17 protein-coding genes are annotated in these 16,994 nt (G+C 71.6%); 10 read left to right on the forward strand and 7 right to left on the reverse strand.

All coding sequences use genetic code 11. The annotated features are described in order from the left end of the window. Window positions 1-4 precede the first annotated feature (4 nt). Window positions 5-232: a hypothetical protein gene (locus PV734_RS09735; RefSeq protein WP_415924179.1), complete on the forward strand. Its 228-nt coding sequence runs from the start codon at window positions 5-7 to the stop codon at window positions 230-232. A 10-nt stretch (window positions 233-242) separates the two neighbouring features. Here the strand turns inward: PV734_RS09735 and PV734_RS09740 are convergent, their stop codons facing one another. The 4 genes from PV734_RS09740 to PV734_RS09755 all read right to left on the reverse strand — a co-directional run bounded on the left by PV734_RS09740 (window position 243) and on the right by PV734_RS09755 (window position 4,157). After that, window positions 243-1,019 carry an SDR family NAD(P)-dependent oxidoreductase gene (locus PV734_RS09740; RefSeq protein WP_319289260.1) on the reverse strand — a complete coding sequence of 259 codons (777 nt, stop codon included), beginning with the start codon at window positions 1,017-1,019 and terminating at the stop codon, window positions 243-245. After that, entirely contained in the window at window positions 1,016-2,248 is a 1,233-nt protein-coding gene (locus PV734_RS09745; RefSeq protein WP_415924180.1) for an amino acid deaminase/aldolase, read from the reverse strand. The genes PV734_RS09740 and PV734_RS09745 overlap by 4 nt, the downstream gene beginning before the upstream one ends. Further along, on the reverse strand, window positions 2,245-3,075 hold the full coding sequence (locus PV734_RS09750) for an SDR family oxidoreductase (protein ID WP_319090933.1): 831 nt from the start codon (window positions 3,073-3,075) through the stop codon (window positions 2,245-2,247). The genes PV734_RS09745 and PV734_RS09750 overlap by 4 nt, the downstream gene beginning before the upstream one ends. 107 nt (window positions 3,076-3,182) lie before the next feature. After that, the gene (locus PV734_RS09755; protein ID WP_319090932.1) at window positions 3,183-4,157 is read right to left on the reverse strand and encodes an SMP-30/gluconolactonase/LRE family protein; all 975 of its coding nucleotides are present in this window, start codon (window positions 4,155-4,157) and stop codon (window positions 3,183-3,185) included. Window positions 4,158-4,328: 171 nt separating this feature from the next. Between PV734_RS09755 and PV734_RS09760 the strand changes: the two genes are divergently transcribed. From PV734_RS09760 to PV734_RS09780, 5 genes are all read left to right on the forward strand, one after another. Further along, complete coding sequence (locus PV734_RS09760) at window positions 4,329-4,922, forward strand: TetR/AcrR family transcriptional regulator (RefSeq protein WP_319091321.1); 594 nt, start codon at window positions 4,329-4,331, stop codon at window positions 4,920-4,922. A gap of 52 nt (window positions 4,923-4,974) precedes the next feature. Further along, complete coding sequence (locus PV734_RS09765; protein WP_319090931.1) at window positions 4,975-6,132, forward strand: alpha-hydroxy-acid oxidizing protein; 1,158 nt, start codon at window positions 4,975-4,977, stop codon at window positions 6,130-6,132. A 151-nt stretch (window positions 6,133-6,283) separates the two neighbouring features. Further along, window positions 6,284-7,432 carry an ABC transporter substrate-binding protein gene (locus tag PV734_RS09770; protein WP_319090930.1) on the forward strand — a complete coding sequence of 383 codons (1,149 nt, stop codon included), beginning with the start codon at window positions 6,284-6,286 and terminating at the stop codon, window positions 7,430-7,432. 103 nt (window positions 7,433-7,535) lie between these two features. Then, on the forward strand, window positions 7,536-8,819 hold the full coding sequence (locus PV734_RS09775) for a sensor histidine kinase (RefSeq protein WP_319289261.1): 1,284 nt from the start codon (window positions 7,536-7,538) through the stop codon (window positions 8,817-8,819). After that, window positions 8,816-9,481, forward strand: a complete 666-nt coding sequence (locus tag PV734_RS09780) for a response regulator transcription factor (RefSeq protein ID WP_319289262.1) — start codon at window positions 8,816-8,818, stop codon at window positions 9,479-9,481. The genes PV734_RS09775 and PV734_RS09780 overlap by 4 nt, the downstream gene beginning before the upstream one ends. A gap of 42 nt (window positions 9,482-9,523) precedes the next feature. On the opposite strand, the gene PV734_RS09785 is transcribed toward PV734_RS09780, so the two are convergent. Next, on the reverse strand, window positions 9,524-10,585 hold the full coding sequence (locus PV734_RS09785; RefSeq protein WP_319289263.1) for a DUF2235 domain-containing protein: 1,062 nt from the start codon (window positions 10,583-10,585) through the stop codon (window positions 9,524-9,526). Between the two features lie 111 nt (window positions 10,586-10,696). Here PV734_RS09785 and PV734_RS09790 point away from each other — a divergent pair, with 111 nt between their 5' ends. The 4 genes from PV734_RS09790 (at window position 10,697) to PV734_RS09805 (ending at window position 14,719) form a co-directional block, all read left to right on the forward strand. Further along, the gene (locus PV734_RS09790; RefSeq protein WP_319090925.1) at window positions 10,697-11,905 is read left to right on the forward strand and encodes a caspase family protein; all 1,209 of its coding nucleotides are present in this window, start codon (window positions 10,697-10,699) and stop codon (window positions 11,903-11,905) included. Then, window positions 11,902-13,185 (forward strand): hypothetical protein, encoded by a 1,284-nt coding sequence (locus PV734_RS09795; RefSeq protein WP_319289264.1) that lies wholly within the window; start codon window positions 11,902-11,904, stop codon window positions 13,183-13,185. Before PV734_RS09790 ends, PV734_RS09795 begins: the two co-directional genes overlap by 4 nt. 28 nt (window positions 13,186-13,213) lie before the next feature. Next, on the forward strand, window positions 13,214-14,257 hold the full coding sequence (locus PV734_RS09800; RefSeq protein WP_319090923.1) for a hypothetical protein: 1,044 nt from the start codon (window positions 13,214-13,216) through the stop codon (window positions 14,255-14,257). 96 nt (window positions 14,258-14,353) lie between these two features. Continuing rightward, the gene (locus tag PV734_RS09805) at window positions 14,354-14,719 is read left to right on the forward strand and encodes a cupin domain-containing protein (RefSeq protein WP_319090922.1); all 366 of its coding nucleotides are present in this window, start codon (window positions 14,354-14,356) and stop codon (window positions 14,717-14,719) included. Between the two features lie 9 nt (window positions 14,720-14,728). Here PV734_RS09805 and PV734_RS09810 read toward each other — a convergent pair whose 3' ends face one another. Together PV734_RS09810 and PV734_RS09815 are read right to left on the reverse strand one after the other, a co-directional pair. After that, window positions 14,729-16,108 carry a vWA domain-containing protein gene (locus PV734_RS09810; RefSeq protein ID WP_319289265.1) on the reverse strand — a complete coding sequence of 460 codons (1,380 nt, stop codon included), beginning with the start codon at window positions 16,106-16,108 and terminating at the stop codon, window positions 14,729-14,731. Then, the gene (locus PV734_RS09815) at window positions 16,105-16,962 is read right to left on the reverse strand and encodes a MoxR family ATPase (protein ID WP_319090920.1); all 858 of its coding nucleotides are present in this window, start codon (window positions 16,960-16,962) and stop codon (window positions 16,105-16,107) included. The genes PV734_RS09810 and PV734_RS09815 overlap by 4 nt, the downstream gene beginning before the upstream one ends. Window positions 16,963-16,994 lie beyond the last annotated feature (32 nt).

Below are 16,994 nucleotides of genomic sequence, written 5' to 3' on the forward strand. Positions count from 1 at the left end.
GGTAGTGGGGCCCACGCCGCCGCCCGAGACCGACGCACTCTCCGCCCGTTTCCGCTCCGCCCGGACCTCCTTCGCGACGACGGGCGACCCGGGCCCGCCCGCGTACGACACCGAGCGGCGGCTCGGCCGGCTCCTCGGCACCGAACCGTCCGTCGTCGCCTACCCGGAGGAGGCCTCCCGCCGCCTGGGGGAGAGGCACACGTTCGGGGTGCTGCCCCTGACGGCGGAGTGACGCGGCGGCCCTACCTCGCGGCCAGCAGCCGCAGCACCCGGTCGGAGACCGGCGTGGGCAGGACGCGCAGCGCCCGGACCAACGCCGTTGTCTGCCAGGGGAAACAGGCCTGCGCCGGTTCTCGTTCCAGGGCGCGTACGACGTACCGCGCGGCACGCTCCTGACTGACCTGGAAGGGCTTGGGCAGACCGTCCGCACCGACCCGGTCCGTTCCCACGAAGCCGGGGTGGATCGAGGTGAACCGGATGCCCCTGGGGGTCAGTTCGACGCGTGCCGCGTCGAGGAGGGTGCGTACGGCCGCCTTCGCCGCCGAGTACGGGCCCTGGCGGGGGATGCCCATCAGCCCCGCGAGGGAGTTGGTGTGGGCGATCAGCCCGCCGTGCGGCTGCTCGCCCATCCGCCGGACCAGCGGCACCAGGTAGTTGACGACGACGTCGTAGTTCAACGCCATGATCCGGGACACGTCCGCCGTGCTCACCCGGTCCATGGCCATGTCCGGCCCCTGACCGGCGTTGAGCAGCGCGATGTCGATCGTGCCGAACTCGGCGACGGCGGCCGTCACGACCCCGGCCGCCGCCTCCGGGTCCAGGGCGTCGGCGGCGAGGTCGAGGCAGGCGCTGCCCGCGGCCCGTATCTCCTGGGCCACGGCGGCCAGTTCGGGGGCGCGCCGGGCCGTGAGGACGAGGCGGTTGCCCGCCGGGGCCAGTTGGCGGGCGACCGCCGCACCGATCCCGGAGGAGGCGCCGACGATCAGGACTGTCCGGCCGGTAATGGTCGTGGCGGTCACAGGAAGTGGCGGCCCTCACCGCGGTAGGTGGGCACGGTGTCGACCACCTCGCCGCCGCTGACCAGGTGCAGCTCGCCGATGCGCTCGCACAGTTCACCGGCCTTGGCGTGCCGCAGCCACACCCGGTCCCCGATGTTCAGCACGCTCGCGGCCCTGCCCACCAGCGGGGTCTGCACCTCGCCGAAGGACTCGGTGGCGGTCACGCGCAGCCCGGGGGGCCAGGCCAGCGTGGGCAGCCGGTCCTTGCCGAGCGGCCCGGACGCCACCCAGCCACCGCCGAGGAGGGTCGCGACCGACGACGAGGGACGGCGTACGACGGGCAGCACGAAGTACGCCGCCGGGACGGGCCGGAAGGCGCGGTAGAAGTCGAACAGGCCCGGACCGTACAGGCCGGAGCCCGCCGCGAGTTCGGTGACCGAGTCCTCGCGGGTCGTGGTCTCCAGGCTGCCCGTGCCGCCGCCGTTGACGAACCGCAGCGGTGTCACGGCCCGTACGGCCGCGACTGCGGCTTCCCGGCGGTGGCTCAGCTCCTCGACGGAGGAACGCTGCATCGCCCGTACGACGGCCCGCTTGACGGCGTTGCCGGGCACGTTGTCACCGAGACCGGCGACCTGCCCCTCGTACCCCATGATGCCCGTCAGCTCGAAGCCCGGGCGGGACGCGATCTCGCGCGCGAACGCCGCCGCCTCCTCGGGGGTGTACACCGGGGATCTGCGCGGCCCCAGGTGGATACGGCCGCCCGCGAGGCGCAGGGCGGCGTCCAGTTCCAGGCAGACGCGGATCCGGGTCTCGCGGGGGCCGGTCGCGGCGTCGATCAGGTCGAGATGCTCGACGCAGTCCACCATCAGGGTGATCCGGGACGCGAGCCGCTCGTCGGCGGCCAGTTGGCGAAGCGCGTTTCGGTCGGCGGTCGGGTAGCCGACGAGGACGTCGTCGAACTCCTCGGCCAGCCACAGGGCTTCGGGCAGGGTGAAGCCGAGGATGCCGTCGAATCCGGGGCGTTCCAGGGCTCGCCTGATGAGGGCGCGGGAGCGCAGCGACTTGCTCGCCAGCCGGATCGGCTTGCCGCCCGCACGGCGTTCCAGGTCGCGGGCGTTGGCGTCGAAGGCGTCCAGGTCGATGACGCCGAAGGGCGGTTCGAGGCCGGCGGTCGCCGCCCGCAGTCCGTCGAAATGGCTCTGGGCCATCGGATCCGAACCGGTTCTGGGAGTGGAGGTGTCGATGCTCATCGGTCGGTGTCTCCTTGCTCGGGTACCGCGGTCGGTGCCAGGACGAGGCCCGTGCTGCGGCGCTTGGCCATGGCCGCCACCTTGGGGATCACGAAGCGCATCAGCCGGGGGAACACACCGGCGACCCGCTGTACGCGTCCGCCGATGGCGGGGTGGACGATTTCTATCGGCTTTCTCACGATGGCGTCGACGATCACCGAGGCCACCTTCTCGGGGGAGAGCGGCTTCTCGGCGAAGGTGATCACCGAGCTGGGATCGGCCATCTCCTGCTCCAGCATGGGAGTGCGGGTGCCGGGCGGATGGACGATGCTGAAGGTGACGGGCCCGTCGCGTTCCTCGATGGCCACACTGTGGTGGAAGGCGCGCAGCCCGTGCTTGGTCGCGCCGTAGGTGGTGTAGCCGGGCAGCGGCAGGAACGACGTCATGCTGCACACGGTGACGATGTGCCCGTGGCCCTGGGCGCGCATCCTGGGCAGGGCGGCCAGCATGCCGGTGATCGGTCCGAGCAGGTTCACCTCCACCATGTGCCGGTGCTGAGCCGGCGGCAACTGGCGGGCGTAGCCGGTGTGGATGATCCCGGCGTTGTTGACGAGCACGTCGACCGGGCCGAGTCGCTCCGCCACCGCGTCGAAAACCGCTTCCCACGCTGCCTCGTCGCGGATGTCCAGCTCGAACGCGTGCGCGGCGTCGCCCAGTTGACCGGCGATCCGGGTCGCTCCGGCCAGGTCGATGTCGGCGAGCGCCACCCGGTGGCCCCGGCGCACCGCCTCGCGCGCGGTCGCCGCACCGATGCCGCTCGCGGCACCGGTGATCAGCACGACGCTCATCGCGGGCCCCCGCCCCGAGCGTCGGCGTGAGGGCACCGCGCACCGTCCGTTCGCTGTCCGTGCATGTGAACTCCCGGGAGAATAGGCCGAGTCGACGAGGGTCGCGGTTATGACGGCAGGACGAACGCCTCCAGTCGCGACCCGTTCAGCCCGGCCGCGCGCACCGGGTCGTCGGTCGGTGTGGTGGCCGCGTACAGGGTGTCGCCGTCGGGTCCGGCGACCACACAGCTCAGGGTCTGTCTGCTGGTGGCGACCCGGTCCAGGATCACGCCGCCGGGTCCAACCCGGACGCACTCGCCGCGCAGCGCGTTCGCGACCCACGCCGTGCCGTCCCGCCCCGGCGCCATGCCGTCGGGGGCGATGGGACTGGCGGAGCGGGCGGCGATCGCCGGCCGGTCGAGGAGGGCGGAGACGCGCCGCGTGACACGGCCCAGCGGCCCGGGATGGTTGAGGGACGCCCACAGGGCGGAAGGGATCAGCGGAGCCCAGGGCCGGGGCGGGCCGAGGCGCCCGTCGGGCAGCACGGGCAGTGCGGTCAGGCGCATCGCGAGCGTCTCGGCGACGAGCAGCGTGGAGTCGTCGTCGACCAGGAACATGCCGTTGGGGAACACCAACGGCTCGCTCAGGCCCAGCAGTTCACCCTCGGGGGAGAAACAGGCGATGGGCGTCCTCGGCGGTCCCGGCGGGGCATAGAGCATCGAGTTGGGCTGCCGGCGGACGAAGCCGTGGTAGTCGAAGCCGAAGTTGCCCACGTAGGCGCGGCCCAGCCGGTCGACGAACATGTCGTTGGCGGGGCCCCCGGCGATGCCCTTGAGGTCGGCGTGCACGACCAGGGAACCGTCCGGCTCCCGCCGGTAGACGCAGTGCCCGTCCATGGAGACGACCAGCATCCGCCCGTCGGGCAGCCAGCCCAGGCCCCCCGCCCGGCCGGGGACCTCCGCCACCGTCTCCGGCTCGCCCCGGGTGTCCCAGCGGTGCACCGTCCCGTGAGCGAGGTCGCAGAACCACAGGGCGTCGTCGTGCCAGCGCAGCGACTCCAGGACGCCGAATCCGTCCAGAACGACCGTGGCCCTTCCTCGCACCCCTGCCTCCCGAGGTTGCTCGTACCCGTCCGTTTCCCGCTACGGTGGCCCAGAGGAGAGAAGTAAGTCAAGCGTCCTGGACAAGTGACTTACTTCTTCTGGGTGGGTTGGTTATCCTGACGGGCGAACCCACAGGTGAGACCGGTGTGGAGAGGAGAACGCGTGCCCCGCATGGCGGCGAGCGACCGGAGAGCGGAGCTCCTTGAGGCGGCGATCCGGGTGATGGCACGCGACGGCGTGGCCAAGGCCACCACCCGCGCGGTGGTCACCGAGGCGGACATGACCCTCGGGGCCTTCCACTACTGCTTCGAGTCCCGGGCGCAGCTGCTCGACCTCGTCACCGAGACCCTCACCGAGCGGTACGTCGCCGAGGTCCGCGGTCTGTTCGCCCCGCACAAGGACATCCGTGACAGTGTCCTCGACAGTCTGCACGCCTTCTGGAAGGGCTTCGAGGCCAACCCCGGCGAGCACCAGATCAGTTACGAGCTCACCCAGTACGCGCTGCGCAATCCCGGCTTCGAGGACGTCGCCAGGAAGCAGTACGAGATCTACCTGCGCGCCTTCGTCGGTCTGCTCGAACTCGCCGCCGACAACGCCGGAATCGAGTGGACCGAACCGGTGCCGGTGCTCGCGCGGTACGTGCACTCAGTGATCGACGGCCTCAACATGACGTGGCTGGTCGACCGCAACACCACCGACAGCCTGGCCGCGCTGGAGCTGCTCGCCGATCACCTTCTCCGCCACGCCCGGCCACGAGCCGCCTGAGTCTCGAGCTGCCCGAGTCACGAGCCGTCGACCTGAGGGAAAGGGTGTCCGCATGGCGTTCGCCGACTACCAGAACGAGATCTACCTGAACGGGCTGGGCGGTGTGCTGCCCTCCTTCCCCATGGAGTTCGCCGAGTTGGCCGACCGGGCCAGGGCCGCGCTGCCGCCGTCCGTCTGGTCCTACGTCGCCGGAGGCGCCGGCGACGAACACACCCAGCGGGCCAACGTCGCCGCCTTCGCCCGCTGGGGGCTGATCCCGCGCATGTTCGTCGGCGCCGCCCAGCGCGATCTGACCGTCGAGCTGTTCGGGACGACACTTCCGTCCCCGGTGTTCCTCGCCCCGATCGGTGTCATCGGACTGTGCGCCCAGGACGGACACGGCGACCTGGCCACGGCCCGCGCCGCCGCCCGTACCGGAGTCCCGATGGTCGCCTCCACCCTGTCCGCCGACCCGCTGGAGGACGTGGCCGCCGAACTCGGCGACACCCCCGGCTTCTTCCAGCTCTACACCCCGACCGACCGGAGCCTCGCCGAGAGCCTCGTCAACCGAGCCGAGCGAGCCGGGTACCGGGGCATCGTCGTCACCCTCGACACCTGGATCACCGGCTGGCGCCCGAGGGACCTCGCGACGGCCAACTTCCCCCAGCTGCGCGGCCACTGCCTGGCCAACTATCTGAGCGACCCGGCCTTCCGGGCCGGCCTCGGCCGGACACCCGAGGAGGACCCGCAGTCCGCGATCCTGCACTGGACCCAGGTCTTCGGCAACCCGCTCACCTGGGACGACCTGACCTGGCTGCGCTCGCTGACCGACCTCCCGCTGATCGTGAAGGGCATCTGCCACCCCGAGGACGCGCGCCGCGCCCGCGACGCGGGAGTGGACGGCGTCTACTGCTCCAACCACGGCGGCCGGCAGGCCAACGGCGGCCTCCCCGCCCTCAACGCCCTGCCCGCCGTCGTGGAGGCGGCCGGTGACCTGCCGGTCCTCTTCGACTCCGGTGTCCGCGGCGGCGCCGACATCGTCAAGGCCCTCGCCCTGGGCGCGACAGCGGTCGGCATCGGCCGCCCGTACGCCTACGGCTGCGCCCTGGGCGGCACCGACGGCATCGTCCACGTCCTGCGCTCGCTGCTCGCCGAGGCGGACCTGATCATGGCCGTCGACGGCTACCCCTCGCTCAAGGACCTCGTCCCCGAGGCGCTCCAGGCCGTCTGACACCCGGCGACCCGACCCCGTTCAACCGATGGGTTGAACGGAGGTTCATCCCCCAGCCCCGACGAGGCTCCGAACAGCCGACGCGAAGACCCTCTCGCTCGCGTCAGGCTCGAAACCCCAGCAGGACTCCCCCCGTCGAGAGGCCCTCAGCGTGTCCAGTTTCCTCAGCCGACGCCGTGTACTGACCACCGGAGCCGGAGCGGCCCTGGGTGTCGGCGCGCTCGGTGCCACCGGGACCCCCGCCGCCGCGGCCTCGTCCGCCGGGTCACGTCCGACCACGCGCGCCGAGGAGACCCGGACGCTCGACGAGCTGTACCGGGCCGCGCTCGCCGAGGGCGGCAAGCTCGTCCTCTACATGGGCGGCGATGTCGACAGCCAGGGCAACGGCGTGCGCAGCGGCTTCTCGGCCCGCTTCCCGGAGATCGACCTCAAGGTCGTCGTGGACTACAGCAAGTACCACGACGTCCGCATCGACAACCAGTTCGCCACCGACACCCTCGTCCCCGACGTCGTCCAGCTCCAGACGCTCCAGGACTTCACCCGCTGGAAGGGGCAGGGCCGCCTGCTGCACTACCGGCCCGCCGGCTTCTCCAAGGTGTACGACGGCCTCAAGGACCCGGACGGCGCCTGGACCGCCATCGCGGTGATCGGCTTCAGCTACCTGTACAACGTCGCCGCGGTCGGCGCCGACGCCCCGAGGTCACCGCTCGACCTGATCGACCCGAAATGGAAGGGGCAGATCGCGTCGTCCTATCCGCACGACGACGACGCCGTCCTCTACCTCTTCAAGCTGTACGTGGACCACTACGGCTGGGACTGGGCCGCCAGGTTCGCCGCCCAGGACGTGCGGTTCGCCCGTGGCAGCAACAGCCCCGGACTGGCCGTCTCCAGCGGGCAGAAGGCGCTCGGCGTCGGCGGCTCGGGCTCGCTCGTGCCGTCGGCCACGGCACCTACCCAGTGGGGCGTCGCCGAAGGACACCCGTTCATGGCCTGGGGCCAGCGGGCCGCGATCCTCAAGCAGGGCCGGAACACCACGGCCGCCAAGCTCTACCTCAACTGGCAGCTCTCCACCGCCCAGCAGCAGGGCGCCCGCAACGGCTGGTCCGTACGGACGGACGTCACCCCCGCGGGGGGCCTCCAGCCCATCTGGACGTATCCGAACGCCAACCTCGACGGCTTCCCCCGCTTCATGGCCGACCGTGCGGGGATCGAGCGCTGGAAGCAGACGTTCGCGCTGTACTTCGGTGAGGTGAGGGGCGAGCCGACTCCCGGCTCGCTGGGGCTGCACCCCGGTGCGTAGCTCCGCCGGTTGAGCGGTTCACCTCTTCTTCACAGTGGCCATACAAGCGGTCGATAGACTCGGGGGTCCTTTCGAATGGATCAGTCTGCCCAAGGGGATCCCCGTGTCCGACCGTGTCCCCGTCCGTTCGCCGCTCAGGGGCGGTGGGCGGCTGACCCTGGAGCATGTGTCACATCTGGCGTTCTTCGGCATCGTGGCGTCGGCGCTGTTGCAACTCGCCCGGCTCAACAGCGAGTTGTGCTGGTACATCGCGACCGTCAGCGGATTGCTCGCGCTCGTCTACACGGGCGGAGTGACACTGTGGGACCGGCTCGGGACGGTCGGGCGGGTGAGCTGGATACCCCTGCTTCTCGCCCTGTGGGGCCTCCTTCTCGTCCTCGTCCCGGCCACGCTCACCGCCGCCTTCGGCTGGTGCGCCCTGCCGTTGGCCTGCGCCGCGCAGCGCGTGCTCGGCCGCCGGGCCGCGACCGCGGCGGTCGCCGTGATCACCCTGGTTCTCGTCACGGCGCTGGCCGGCGCCGATGGCCGGTTCGTGATCGACGCCGTACTGGTGCCCGTGGCGGCTGTCTGGGGAACCGTCGCCCTCTACCGCGTCCAGCAACGGGACGCCGAGGCGCGCCGGCTTCTCGTCGAGGAACTGCGTGACACACGGGAACTCGTCGCCCGGCAGCAGCGCCGCGCGGGCGTCCTGGCGGAGCGGACCAGGATCGCCCGCGATCTGCACGACACCCTCGCCCAGGAACTCGCGGGCGGGCTGATGCTGCTCCAGGCCGCCGAACGCGACTGGGAGGAGCGCCCCGACGTGGCACGCACCCGTGTTCGCGCCGTCGCCGACGGCCTGGGCACCAACCTCACCGAGACCCGCCGCATGATCCGGGACCTCACTCCGTCCTCCGTCGCCGAGACCGGCATCGAGGGCGCGCTGCGGGTCCTGTGCGCCCGCTCCCAGGCCGACGGGACGGCGGCACGGGTACGGTTCCGGTCGGTGGGTGACCCCCAGCCCGAGCTCGACGAACACACCGCGACCACCCTGTTCCGCGTCGCGCAGAGCACACTGGCGAACGTCCGCGAACACGCCCACGCGGTGAACGTGCAGGTCACCCTCAGCAGGCGGCGGCCGGACCGGGTGGACCTGGAGGTCAGCGACGACGGCGTGGGATTCGACCCCGCCGAGGTCTTCGCCCGTACGGCACCGGGTCCGGGCCGGGGTTTCGGGCTGCCCGCGGCGCGGGCCAGGCTGCGCGAGTACGGCGGCGACCTGGACGTCAGCGGCGCGCCTGGCCGGGGCACCCGGATCCGGGCCACGGTCCGCGCGCGGCCCCGGCCGCAGCCCCCCGCCGGGTCCGTCGCGCCCGCCCTGCCGGTCCCCACGGCGACCGTCCGATGACCGAGGTCCCGCCCGGCCGGGGCGAGCCGTTGCGCGTCCTGATCGCGGACGACCACGCCGTCGTACGGGCCGGTCTGCGCGCGCTCCTGGAGGGCGAACCCGATCTCGATGTGATCGCCGAGGCCGGCAGCGGTGAGGAGGCTGTCGGGCTGGTCGCCCGGACGCTGCCCGATGTCGCGCTGATGGACCTCCGCTTCGGGAGCCCGGGGGGCGGCATCGACGGGGTCGAGGCGATCCGGCGGCTCGCCGCCGAGGCGCCCGGGGTGGCGGTGGTGATGCTGACCAGTTACGCCGGACGGGCCGATGTCGTCAGGGCGTTGGAGGCGGGTGCCCGGGGCTATGTGCTCAAGGCGGGCCCGCCCGAGGAACTGTTCCGGGCGGTGCGCGGGGCCGCCGCCGGGGCGCTGGGGCTGGCACCGGAGATCGTCGGGGAACTCGTCGGCCAAGTGGTCAGCCCGGAGCACGAGTTGAGCGGACGCGAGATCGAGGTCGTACGGCTGATGGCCGAGGGGCTCAGCAACCGGGCCATCGCCGCGGCGCTGTTCCTCAGCGAGGCCACGGTCAAGACGCATCTCGTGCGCGTCTACCGCAAGCTCAAGGTCGACAACAGGGCGGCGGCGGTCTCGGAGGCCGTACGCCGGGGTGTGCTCGAACTGACCTGACCCGGGCGGAGGTTGGGGACGCGCCCGGGGGCCGCCCCGGCTTCAGCCCCGGGCGGTGAGCCAGTCCTCGTCCGCCCACGTGGCGGTCTTCGGGATGCGCGAACCGTAGTCCGGCAGTTCGCCGACGCGGGCGCGGACGCTCGCGTGCACCCGGGCGTGCTGGGGCAGCCGGCGGTGCCGGTAGGTCAGCAGGGCCCAGAGCCAGCCCATCCGGTGCACCTTGCCCAGCGCGTACGTGGGGCCGACCGGCAACTCGCGCCGATAAGACCCGGGCTTCAGCAGGAGGCCCCTGCCGTCGGGGGCCAGGGCGCCGTCCACGACCCACTTCAGGGCGATGGTGGCGAGATGGTGGTCGTCCTCGAAGGTGCCGCCGACGTCCGAGTGGACACCCGCGAACCACACCTGCTCGACCCCGTCCGGCAGCGCGGGCTGCTCGCCCGGGGTGACCAGGTACTCGCGGTACGGCGTGCGCTTCTCGTCGATGGAGACGGCGTGCCGGACCCGCAGGGCGTTGGGCACCTGTCGGGTGTGCGGCCAGCGCAGGTTCCAGCGCAGGATGCCGGCCGCCTTCACGGAGTCCCAGATGCCCAGGTACTCGACCGGGATCCCGGTCCTGGCCTCCACCTTGATGCTGAACGTGCCCGCGAAATGGTGGAGTTGGGCCCAGTCGTCGGCGGTGAAGGTCTTGTTCCTGGCGTAGACCGACACGGCGTACGGGACGAGGTTCTCCAGACCGGGCCGCAGCAGACCGACCGCCTTGAGCATGCCGGTGAGAGCGCGCGCCGTGTACGCGCCCCGGCTGAAGCCGAACACGTAGACGTGGTCGCCCGGTTCGTAGTGCCGCATCAGATACGTGTACGCCTCCGCGAGGTTGACCCTGATCCCGGAACCGAAGGCGAGCCCGAAGAGCTTCGAAAGCCGGCGGCCCACGGTTGTCACGGCTCCCGCAGAGGAGAACGTGCCGACCCCGGGGTCGTAGTACGCGATCTGCCGGGCGGGGTCGGACAGGTCCAGCATCTCGTAGAGCCGTACGACGTTCGTGTTGCCCTTCGCCCTCAGTTGATTGCCCGTGCCGTCCAGACAGATGACGAGGTTCCTGGCCATGGCGGCCTCACCTTCACTGACGTATGCCAGGACATACAGCGCGTTACGAAATATAGTAGGAGAAATGATGCCAATGGGCATGCTCGGGAGCGGTGGTGTTCCGGAGGATCCATGGCCGGTTCAGTGATCTATCTCGAAGACCTGGCCGCCGTCGCCGACGAAGCGGCGGCCGCCTCGCCCCGCACCCACGCGCTGGTCATCGGAGTCGGCAAGTACCCGCACCTCGACGGCGGTGAGTCACCGGTCGCCGACTCCGACGGGATGCACCAGCTCAGCTCGCCCCCGGTGTCGGCCCGCACCTTCGCCACCTGGCTGCTCACCGACTACAACGACCCCGAACGCCCGCTCGGCAGCGTGGCCCTGCTGCTCAGCGAGGAGCACCCGACGCCGTTCACCGACCCGCGTACGCGCACCGACCACGACGTCGACGAGGCCACCATCGGCAACATCGTCACCGCGGTCGGCGACTGGTACGACCGGGGCGACAGCCACGTCGACAACCGGCTCCTGTTCTACTTCTGCGGGCACGGCGTCTCCCAGGGCGAGGACATGGCGCTGCTCGCCGCCGACGTCTTCGCCGACCACCACAACCCCCTCAACGGAGCACTCGACTTCGCCGGCCTCATGAACGGCCTCAAGCGGTGCAAGGCCGGCCAGCAGGTGTTCTTCGTGGACGCCTGCCGCGCCAACTCCGATGTACTGATCGAGAGTTCGGGCACCCGGTTCGCCGGCTGCACCCCGCTCGGCGCGGGTGCGCGCCCACTGGACCTGCCCCGGCGCTTCCACATCCCCTACTACGCCACGCTGGCCGGCGACCGCTCGTACGGCCGGGCCGGCGAGGTCAGCCTGTTCACGGAGGCCCTGCTGAAGAGCCTCGCCGGGGCCGCGAGCGACGACCCCGAAGGCGACTGGCAGGTCAACACCTCCCAACTCCTCACGGCGATCGACCACTTCATGCACCAGCCGAGCTTCGCCGGACCCGTCGCGAACGTCCAGGTCCCCTCGGTCGGCGAACTGCCCGTCTTCGTCCTCCACCAACTGGCCGGCACCCCGGTCGTCCCGGTGTACGTCGGCTGCGACCCGGCCGAGGACAACGCCGAGGCCGAGTTCGTGTGCCGGGAGGAGGGACAGGACGGCAGGGAACGGCTGCGCCGGCCGGCCGGCGACATCGACGGTGACGATCCCGAGTGCGAGTGGGCCATCGAACTCGGCTTCGGCAACTACGTCTTCGAGGCACATCTCGGCGACCACGAGGTGCGGACCAAACCGGTCACCGTGCGTCCGGTGTTCCGGCGCGTGCAGTTGGGGAAGCCGTCATGAGCACCGGGCTGCGGGTGTCCGTGGCACTGAGCCTCCACGAGTCCGACCTGCCCCACGGGGCGAAGGTCGTCGGCGACATCTACCCGGCCGACGGCACCGGCAGCGCCCACCGGGACGTCCTCTTCCCCTGCGGGACCTCCGCGCCGTCGGCCCGCTACGAGGTCGAACCCGGGCGCTATCTCGTCTCCGCCACACTTCCCTCCGGCATCGTGCTGTCCAAGGACGCGGAGGTCAGCGAGGGCAGGGACACCCATGTGACGCTGCGCACCGCACCCTCGCCCTACGATTCGCACTCCTGGCAGTACCTCATGGGCAACATCGAGTCGTACGGCGACTATCACGACGACGAGACGATCGAGGTGCCCCGGTCGCAGGGCTCGCGTTCCGGGGTGTGGGCGACGGGCGGGGTGGTGGCGCCGGGCAGCGCCGTCTGGGTCGGCGACCCGAAGCCCGACAGCTGGCACTTCCCCACCATGCTCGCCCTGACCGACGGTCCCTCACCGGAACCGATCGCCCTCGACCTGGCCCACTCGGCGCCGCACACCGTGCCCAGCCTCGACCTGGGCGACGCCGCCGCCCGCCTCTACCGCTTCGGCCCGCACGGCCCGGTCGACGAACAGGGCGAGCCCGCCCTCCAGGGGCCCACGGGCCGACGGCAGTTCCTGGTCGTCTCGCTGACCGGAGCCGAGTACGTCGTCACCCTCCCCGCACCCTGGGGCGACGCGCAGATCGAGGTCATGGTCAACGAACGCCAGAGCCCGACCGGCAGTACCGTCTCCGTCACCGTCCGCGACAGCCGGGTGGGGCCCGCCCTCGGCTACATGGCCCGGGGCGCCTTCGACACGGCGGCGGCACTGGTCAAGGACGCCGAGGACATGCTCTACGCCAAGATGGAGAACCCCCTGGCCGCGGTGGCCGGCGCCTACATCCTGGTCGGCAGTGAGCTCACCGAACGCCGGCACCGCTGGGACGACTGGCTCGACCATCTGCGCCGCGAGTTCCCCTGGCTGAGCGACGGCTCGCTGCTGTGGGGCATGCGCCATCTGCGCCGGGCCCACACCGAGACCGAGCTGAGCGAGGCTCGGGACGCGCTCGTCGAGGCCTTCGACCGAGGCGTCCCGGTCTTCACCCTGGGCCTGAGCCGCCTCATCCACGGCCTCTCCGAGTTCCCCGGCGACCCGGAGTGCGCCACCCGCCTCGACCAGGCCCGGCTGCTGTCCTACCGCGTGGACATGCGCGAGCCGTTCGTGATCGTCGGACTGCGAGGGGTGCCCCAGTGACGCGAGAGACCCGACGAGGGAGGCCGCGATGATCCGGTTCACGATGCTGCCCGGCGAGGACGGCGACTGTCTGCTCCTGGAATACGGCGACGACACCTTCGTCCGGCGGATCCTCGTCGACGGCGGGCGCGCGGGCACGTATCCGCTGATCAAACCGGTGCTCGCCGGCCTGGACGGGCTGGTGGACCTGCTCGTCGTCACGCACATCGACCAGGACCACATCCTCGGAGTGCTCGCCCTCCTCGACGACCCGGAGCGGCCGGTGGAGATCGGGGACGTGTGGTTCAACGGCTTCGACCACCTGCTGGACACCGAGGGCTTCGGCGCCCAGGACGGCGAGAAGCTCACCAGCGCCCTGCTGGCACAGAAGGTGCCCTGGAACGACGCGTTCGGCGGGCGCGGCGCCGAGGTCGGGCGGCAGCTCGGGTGGTTCGACGACGGGTCCACGATGGAGGTGCTCTCGCCCGACCGGAAACAGCTGGAGAAGCTGGCCCCGGTGTGGGTGAAGGAGTGCGCCGCCCATGGGCTGATCCCGGGCCGGGACCCCGACGAGCCGCCCGTCGTCCCCGGCTTCGAGCACTTCGGGGGCGCCGTGAACGTGGAGCAGCTCGCCGCGACGCCGTTCAAGCGGGACAACTCGCCGACGAACGTCACCAGCATCGGACTGCTCTTCGAGTTCCAGGACCGGCGGATCGTCCTCACCGGCGACGCCGACGACCACCGGCTCGTCGAGTCGATACGCCCCAGGGCCGAGGCGGCGGGCGGACGGCTCCACGTCGACGTCCTGAAGGTCGCCCACCACGGCAGCGGCCACAACCTCTCCAACGAACTGCTCGGTCTCCTCGACTGCGACCGCTATCTGATCTCCACCAGCGGCGCCCGGCACAACCACCCCGACGACATCGCCATGTCCCGCATCCTCCGGCACGGCGGAACCCGCAAGGAGATCGTCTTCAACTACCGCGACCGCGCCGCGCCCTGGGACGTCGCCTCCCTCAGAGACCGCTTCGGCTACACGGTGACAGCACCGGAACCGGGCGCGGCGGACGGCGTCGTGACCTTCGAACTCTGACCCCGCGGGTCCCCCGGATGGCGGCCCCGGCTTGACGGGCGGACGATGGAGGGAGGCGGGGGCCCGACAGTCATGGGGGAATGGGAGGCAGCGGACATGCTGGAGATCAAGACGGTAGAGAAGCCGGACGAGCGGCGCGATTTCCCCAGGGGACACCTCGAAGCGGTACACATGACGGGCCTCGACTTCGCCGTGGGGACCTTCGAACCGGGCTGGCGCTGGTCCGAGTGCGTCGGGCCCATCGTGGGCACGAAGAGCTGCGAGATCCACCACAACGGCTATGTGGTCCAGGGCCGCATGGGGATCCGCATGGACGACGGCGGCGAGGGCGAAGTGGGCCCCGGCGACGTCTTCGTGTGCCCCCCGGGGCACGACGCGTGGGTCGTCGGCGACGAACAGGTCATCGTCCACGACTTCGCGGGAGGCATGGCCCAGGAGTACGCGAAGGCACCGGGCAGCTGAGAGTCCGGCTCACACCGGCAGCAACCGGGTGATCAGCGCGCCGAGTTGGCGGGCGTTGCGGCACTCGCGCATCTCCACCAGCTCGGCGTACGCGGGCGCCGCCGAGTCGCCCGTGCCCCACTGCGGGCGCCCTTCCGGGTTCAACCAGTAGACGCGGCGGGCCCGTTCGGCCAGCTGCCGTACCGCCGGCAGGTTCGGGTCGCTCATGTTCGTACGGGCGTCACCGAGCACGAACACCGTCGTCCGGGGGCCGACCGCGTCGCCGTACCGCTGCGTGAACTCGCCCAGGGCCATCCCGTAGTCGCTGCTGCCGTGCCAGCCCGTCAGGGTCGCCTCGGCGCGGATCCGGGCGCCCAGTCCCTCGGCGTCGGCGGCGCCGTGCACGAGCAGGCCGGTCACCTCGTCGACCCGGTTGACGAAGGCGAACACACGGACCTTGCTGAACTGGTCGTGCAGCGCCTGCACCAGCAGCATCGTGAAGTCGGAGAAGCCGGCCACCGAGCCCGACACATCGCACAGCAGCACCAGTTCGGGCCGGGCGGGCCGGCGCCGGCGCAGTACGGGCCGCATCGGCACCCCGCCGGTCGACAGTGACGCGCGCACTGTGCGCCGTAGATCGATCGAGCCGCGTGCGGCCTTCCGGCGGCGGGCCGCCAGCCGGGTGGCCAGCTTGCGGGCGAGGGGCTGGACCGTCCGGCGCAGCTCGGCCAGCTGGATACGCCCGGCGATCAGGAAGTCGACCCGGTCGGCGGTCGGCGCGACCGCCCGCCGGGCGATCTCGTCCCGGCCGCGCCGCTCGGCCACCCGGCGCCGCGCCTCCGCGCCGACCAGCCGCCGGAACTCCTCGATCCGCCGCCGGATCTCGTCGTCGAGCAGCCGGTCCGCGAACCCCGTCTCCCCGGCGCCCTCCCGCAGGCTGTCCCGCACCCGGGCCAGCAGCGTCTGCGGCCGGAGCCGGTCCAGCGTCTGGTACGACGACCAGCCGTCCGATCCCGGCGAGGAGCCGTAGCCGCCGAAGCCGTCGACCGCCTCGGCGGCCAGCCGGGCCAGCAGCGCCCGGTCGTTCGCGGTCAGTGCGGCGGCGAGCCGGTCGCGCAGTTCGTCCCGCTCTGCGGGTCCTGTGCCGGGCCCCCCGACACCCCGGGGGAAGTACAGGTCGAAGACCGGGTCGAACACCGGGCGCTGGTCCGGGCCGTGCAGCAGGGTCGCGGCCAGTCCCTCGCGCAGCGACTCCCGGTCCACGAAGCCGAGCACGGCCAGCGCCCGCCCCGCGTCGACGGTCTCGCCGGTACCGATCCGCACCCCGTGTGTACGCAGCGCGTCGACCAGCCCGGTGAGCCGTTCGGCGACATCGGCCCCCGAACCGGTGTGTGCCGACGGCGCGTTCACATCGTGTCCAGGTCCAACTTGGCGTTCGCCCTGAGGACGTCGTCCTGGTGCTTGAGGAGGACGCCCAGGCTGTCCCGTACCACCGTCTCGTCGAGCGTGTCCGCCCCCAGCGCCAGCAGGGTGCGCGCCCAGTCGATGGTCTCGGCGACCGACGGCACCTTCCGCAGGTCCATCGCGCGCAGCGCGCCCACGACCCGCACCACCGACTCGGCCAGCGCCGCGTCCAGCTCCGGCACGCGCAGCCGTACGATGCGGCGCTCCAGGTCGGGGTCCGGGAAATCGATGTGGAGGAAGAGACAGCGGCGGCGCAGGGCCTCGGACAGCTCACGGGTGGCGTTGGAGGTGAGGACGACGAAGGGACGGCGGGTCGCGGTGATCGTGCCCAGCTCGGGGACCGTGACCTGGAAGTCGGAGAGCACCTCCAGGAGCAGACCCTCCACCTCGACGTCCGCCTTGTCGGTCTCGTCGATCAGCAGCACCTTCGGGTTGTCGCCGCGAATGGCGGTCAACAGGGGCCGGGGGAGCAGGAACTCCTCGCTGAAGATGTCCGTGCGCGCCGCGTCCCAGGTCTCGTCACGGCCCGCGCTGATGCGCAGGAGCTGCTTGGCGTGGTTCCACTCGTACAGCGCCCTGGACTCGTCGACGCCCTCGTAGCACTGGAGGCGGATCAGCTCGGCACCGGCGATCTCGGCGACGGCCTTGGCCAGCTCGGTCTTGCCGACGCCGGCCGGGCCCTCGACCAGGAGCGGTTTGCCGAGGCGGTCGGCGAGGAAGACCGTGGTGGCGACGGCGGGCGAGGCCAGATACCCGGTCTCGGCGAGGCGCGCGGAGACGTCGTCGACGGATGTGAACAACGGGGCCTCCAGCAGGGGCGTGAACGGGTTCC

The organism is Streptomyces sp. AK08-02 (genome assembly GCF_033795085.1).
GTDB classification, from domain to species: Bacteria; Actinomycetota; Actinomycetes; order Streptomycetales; family Streptomycetaceae; genus Streptomyces; species Streptomyces echiniscabiei.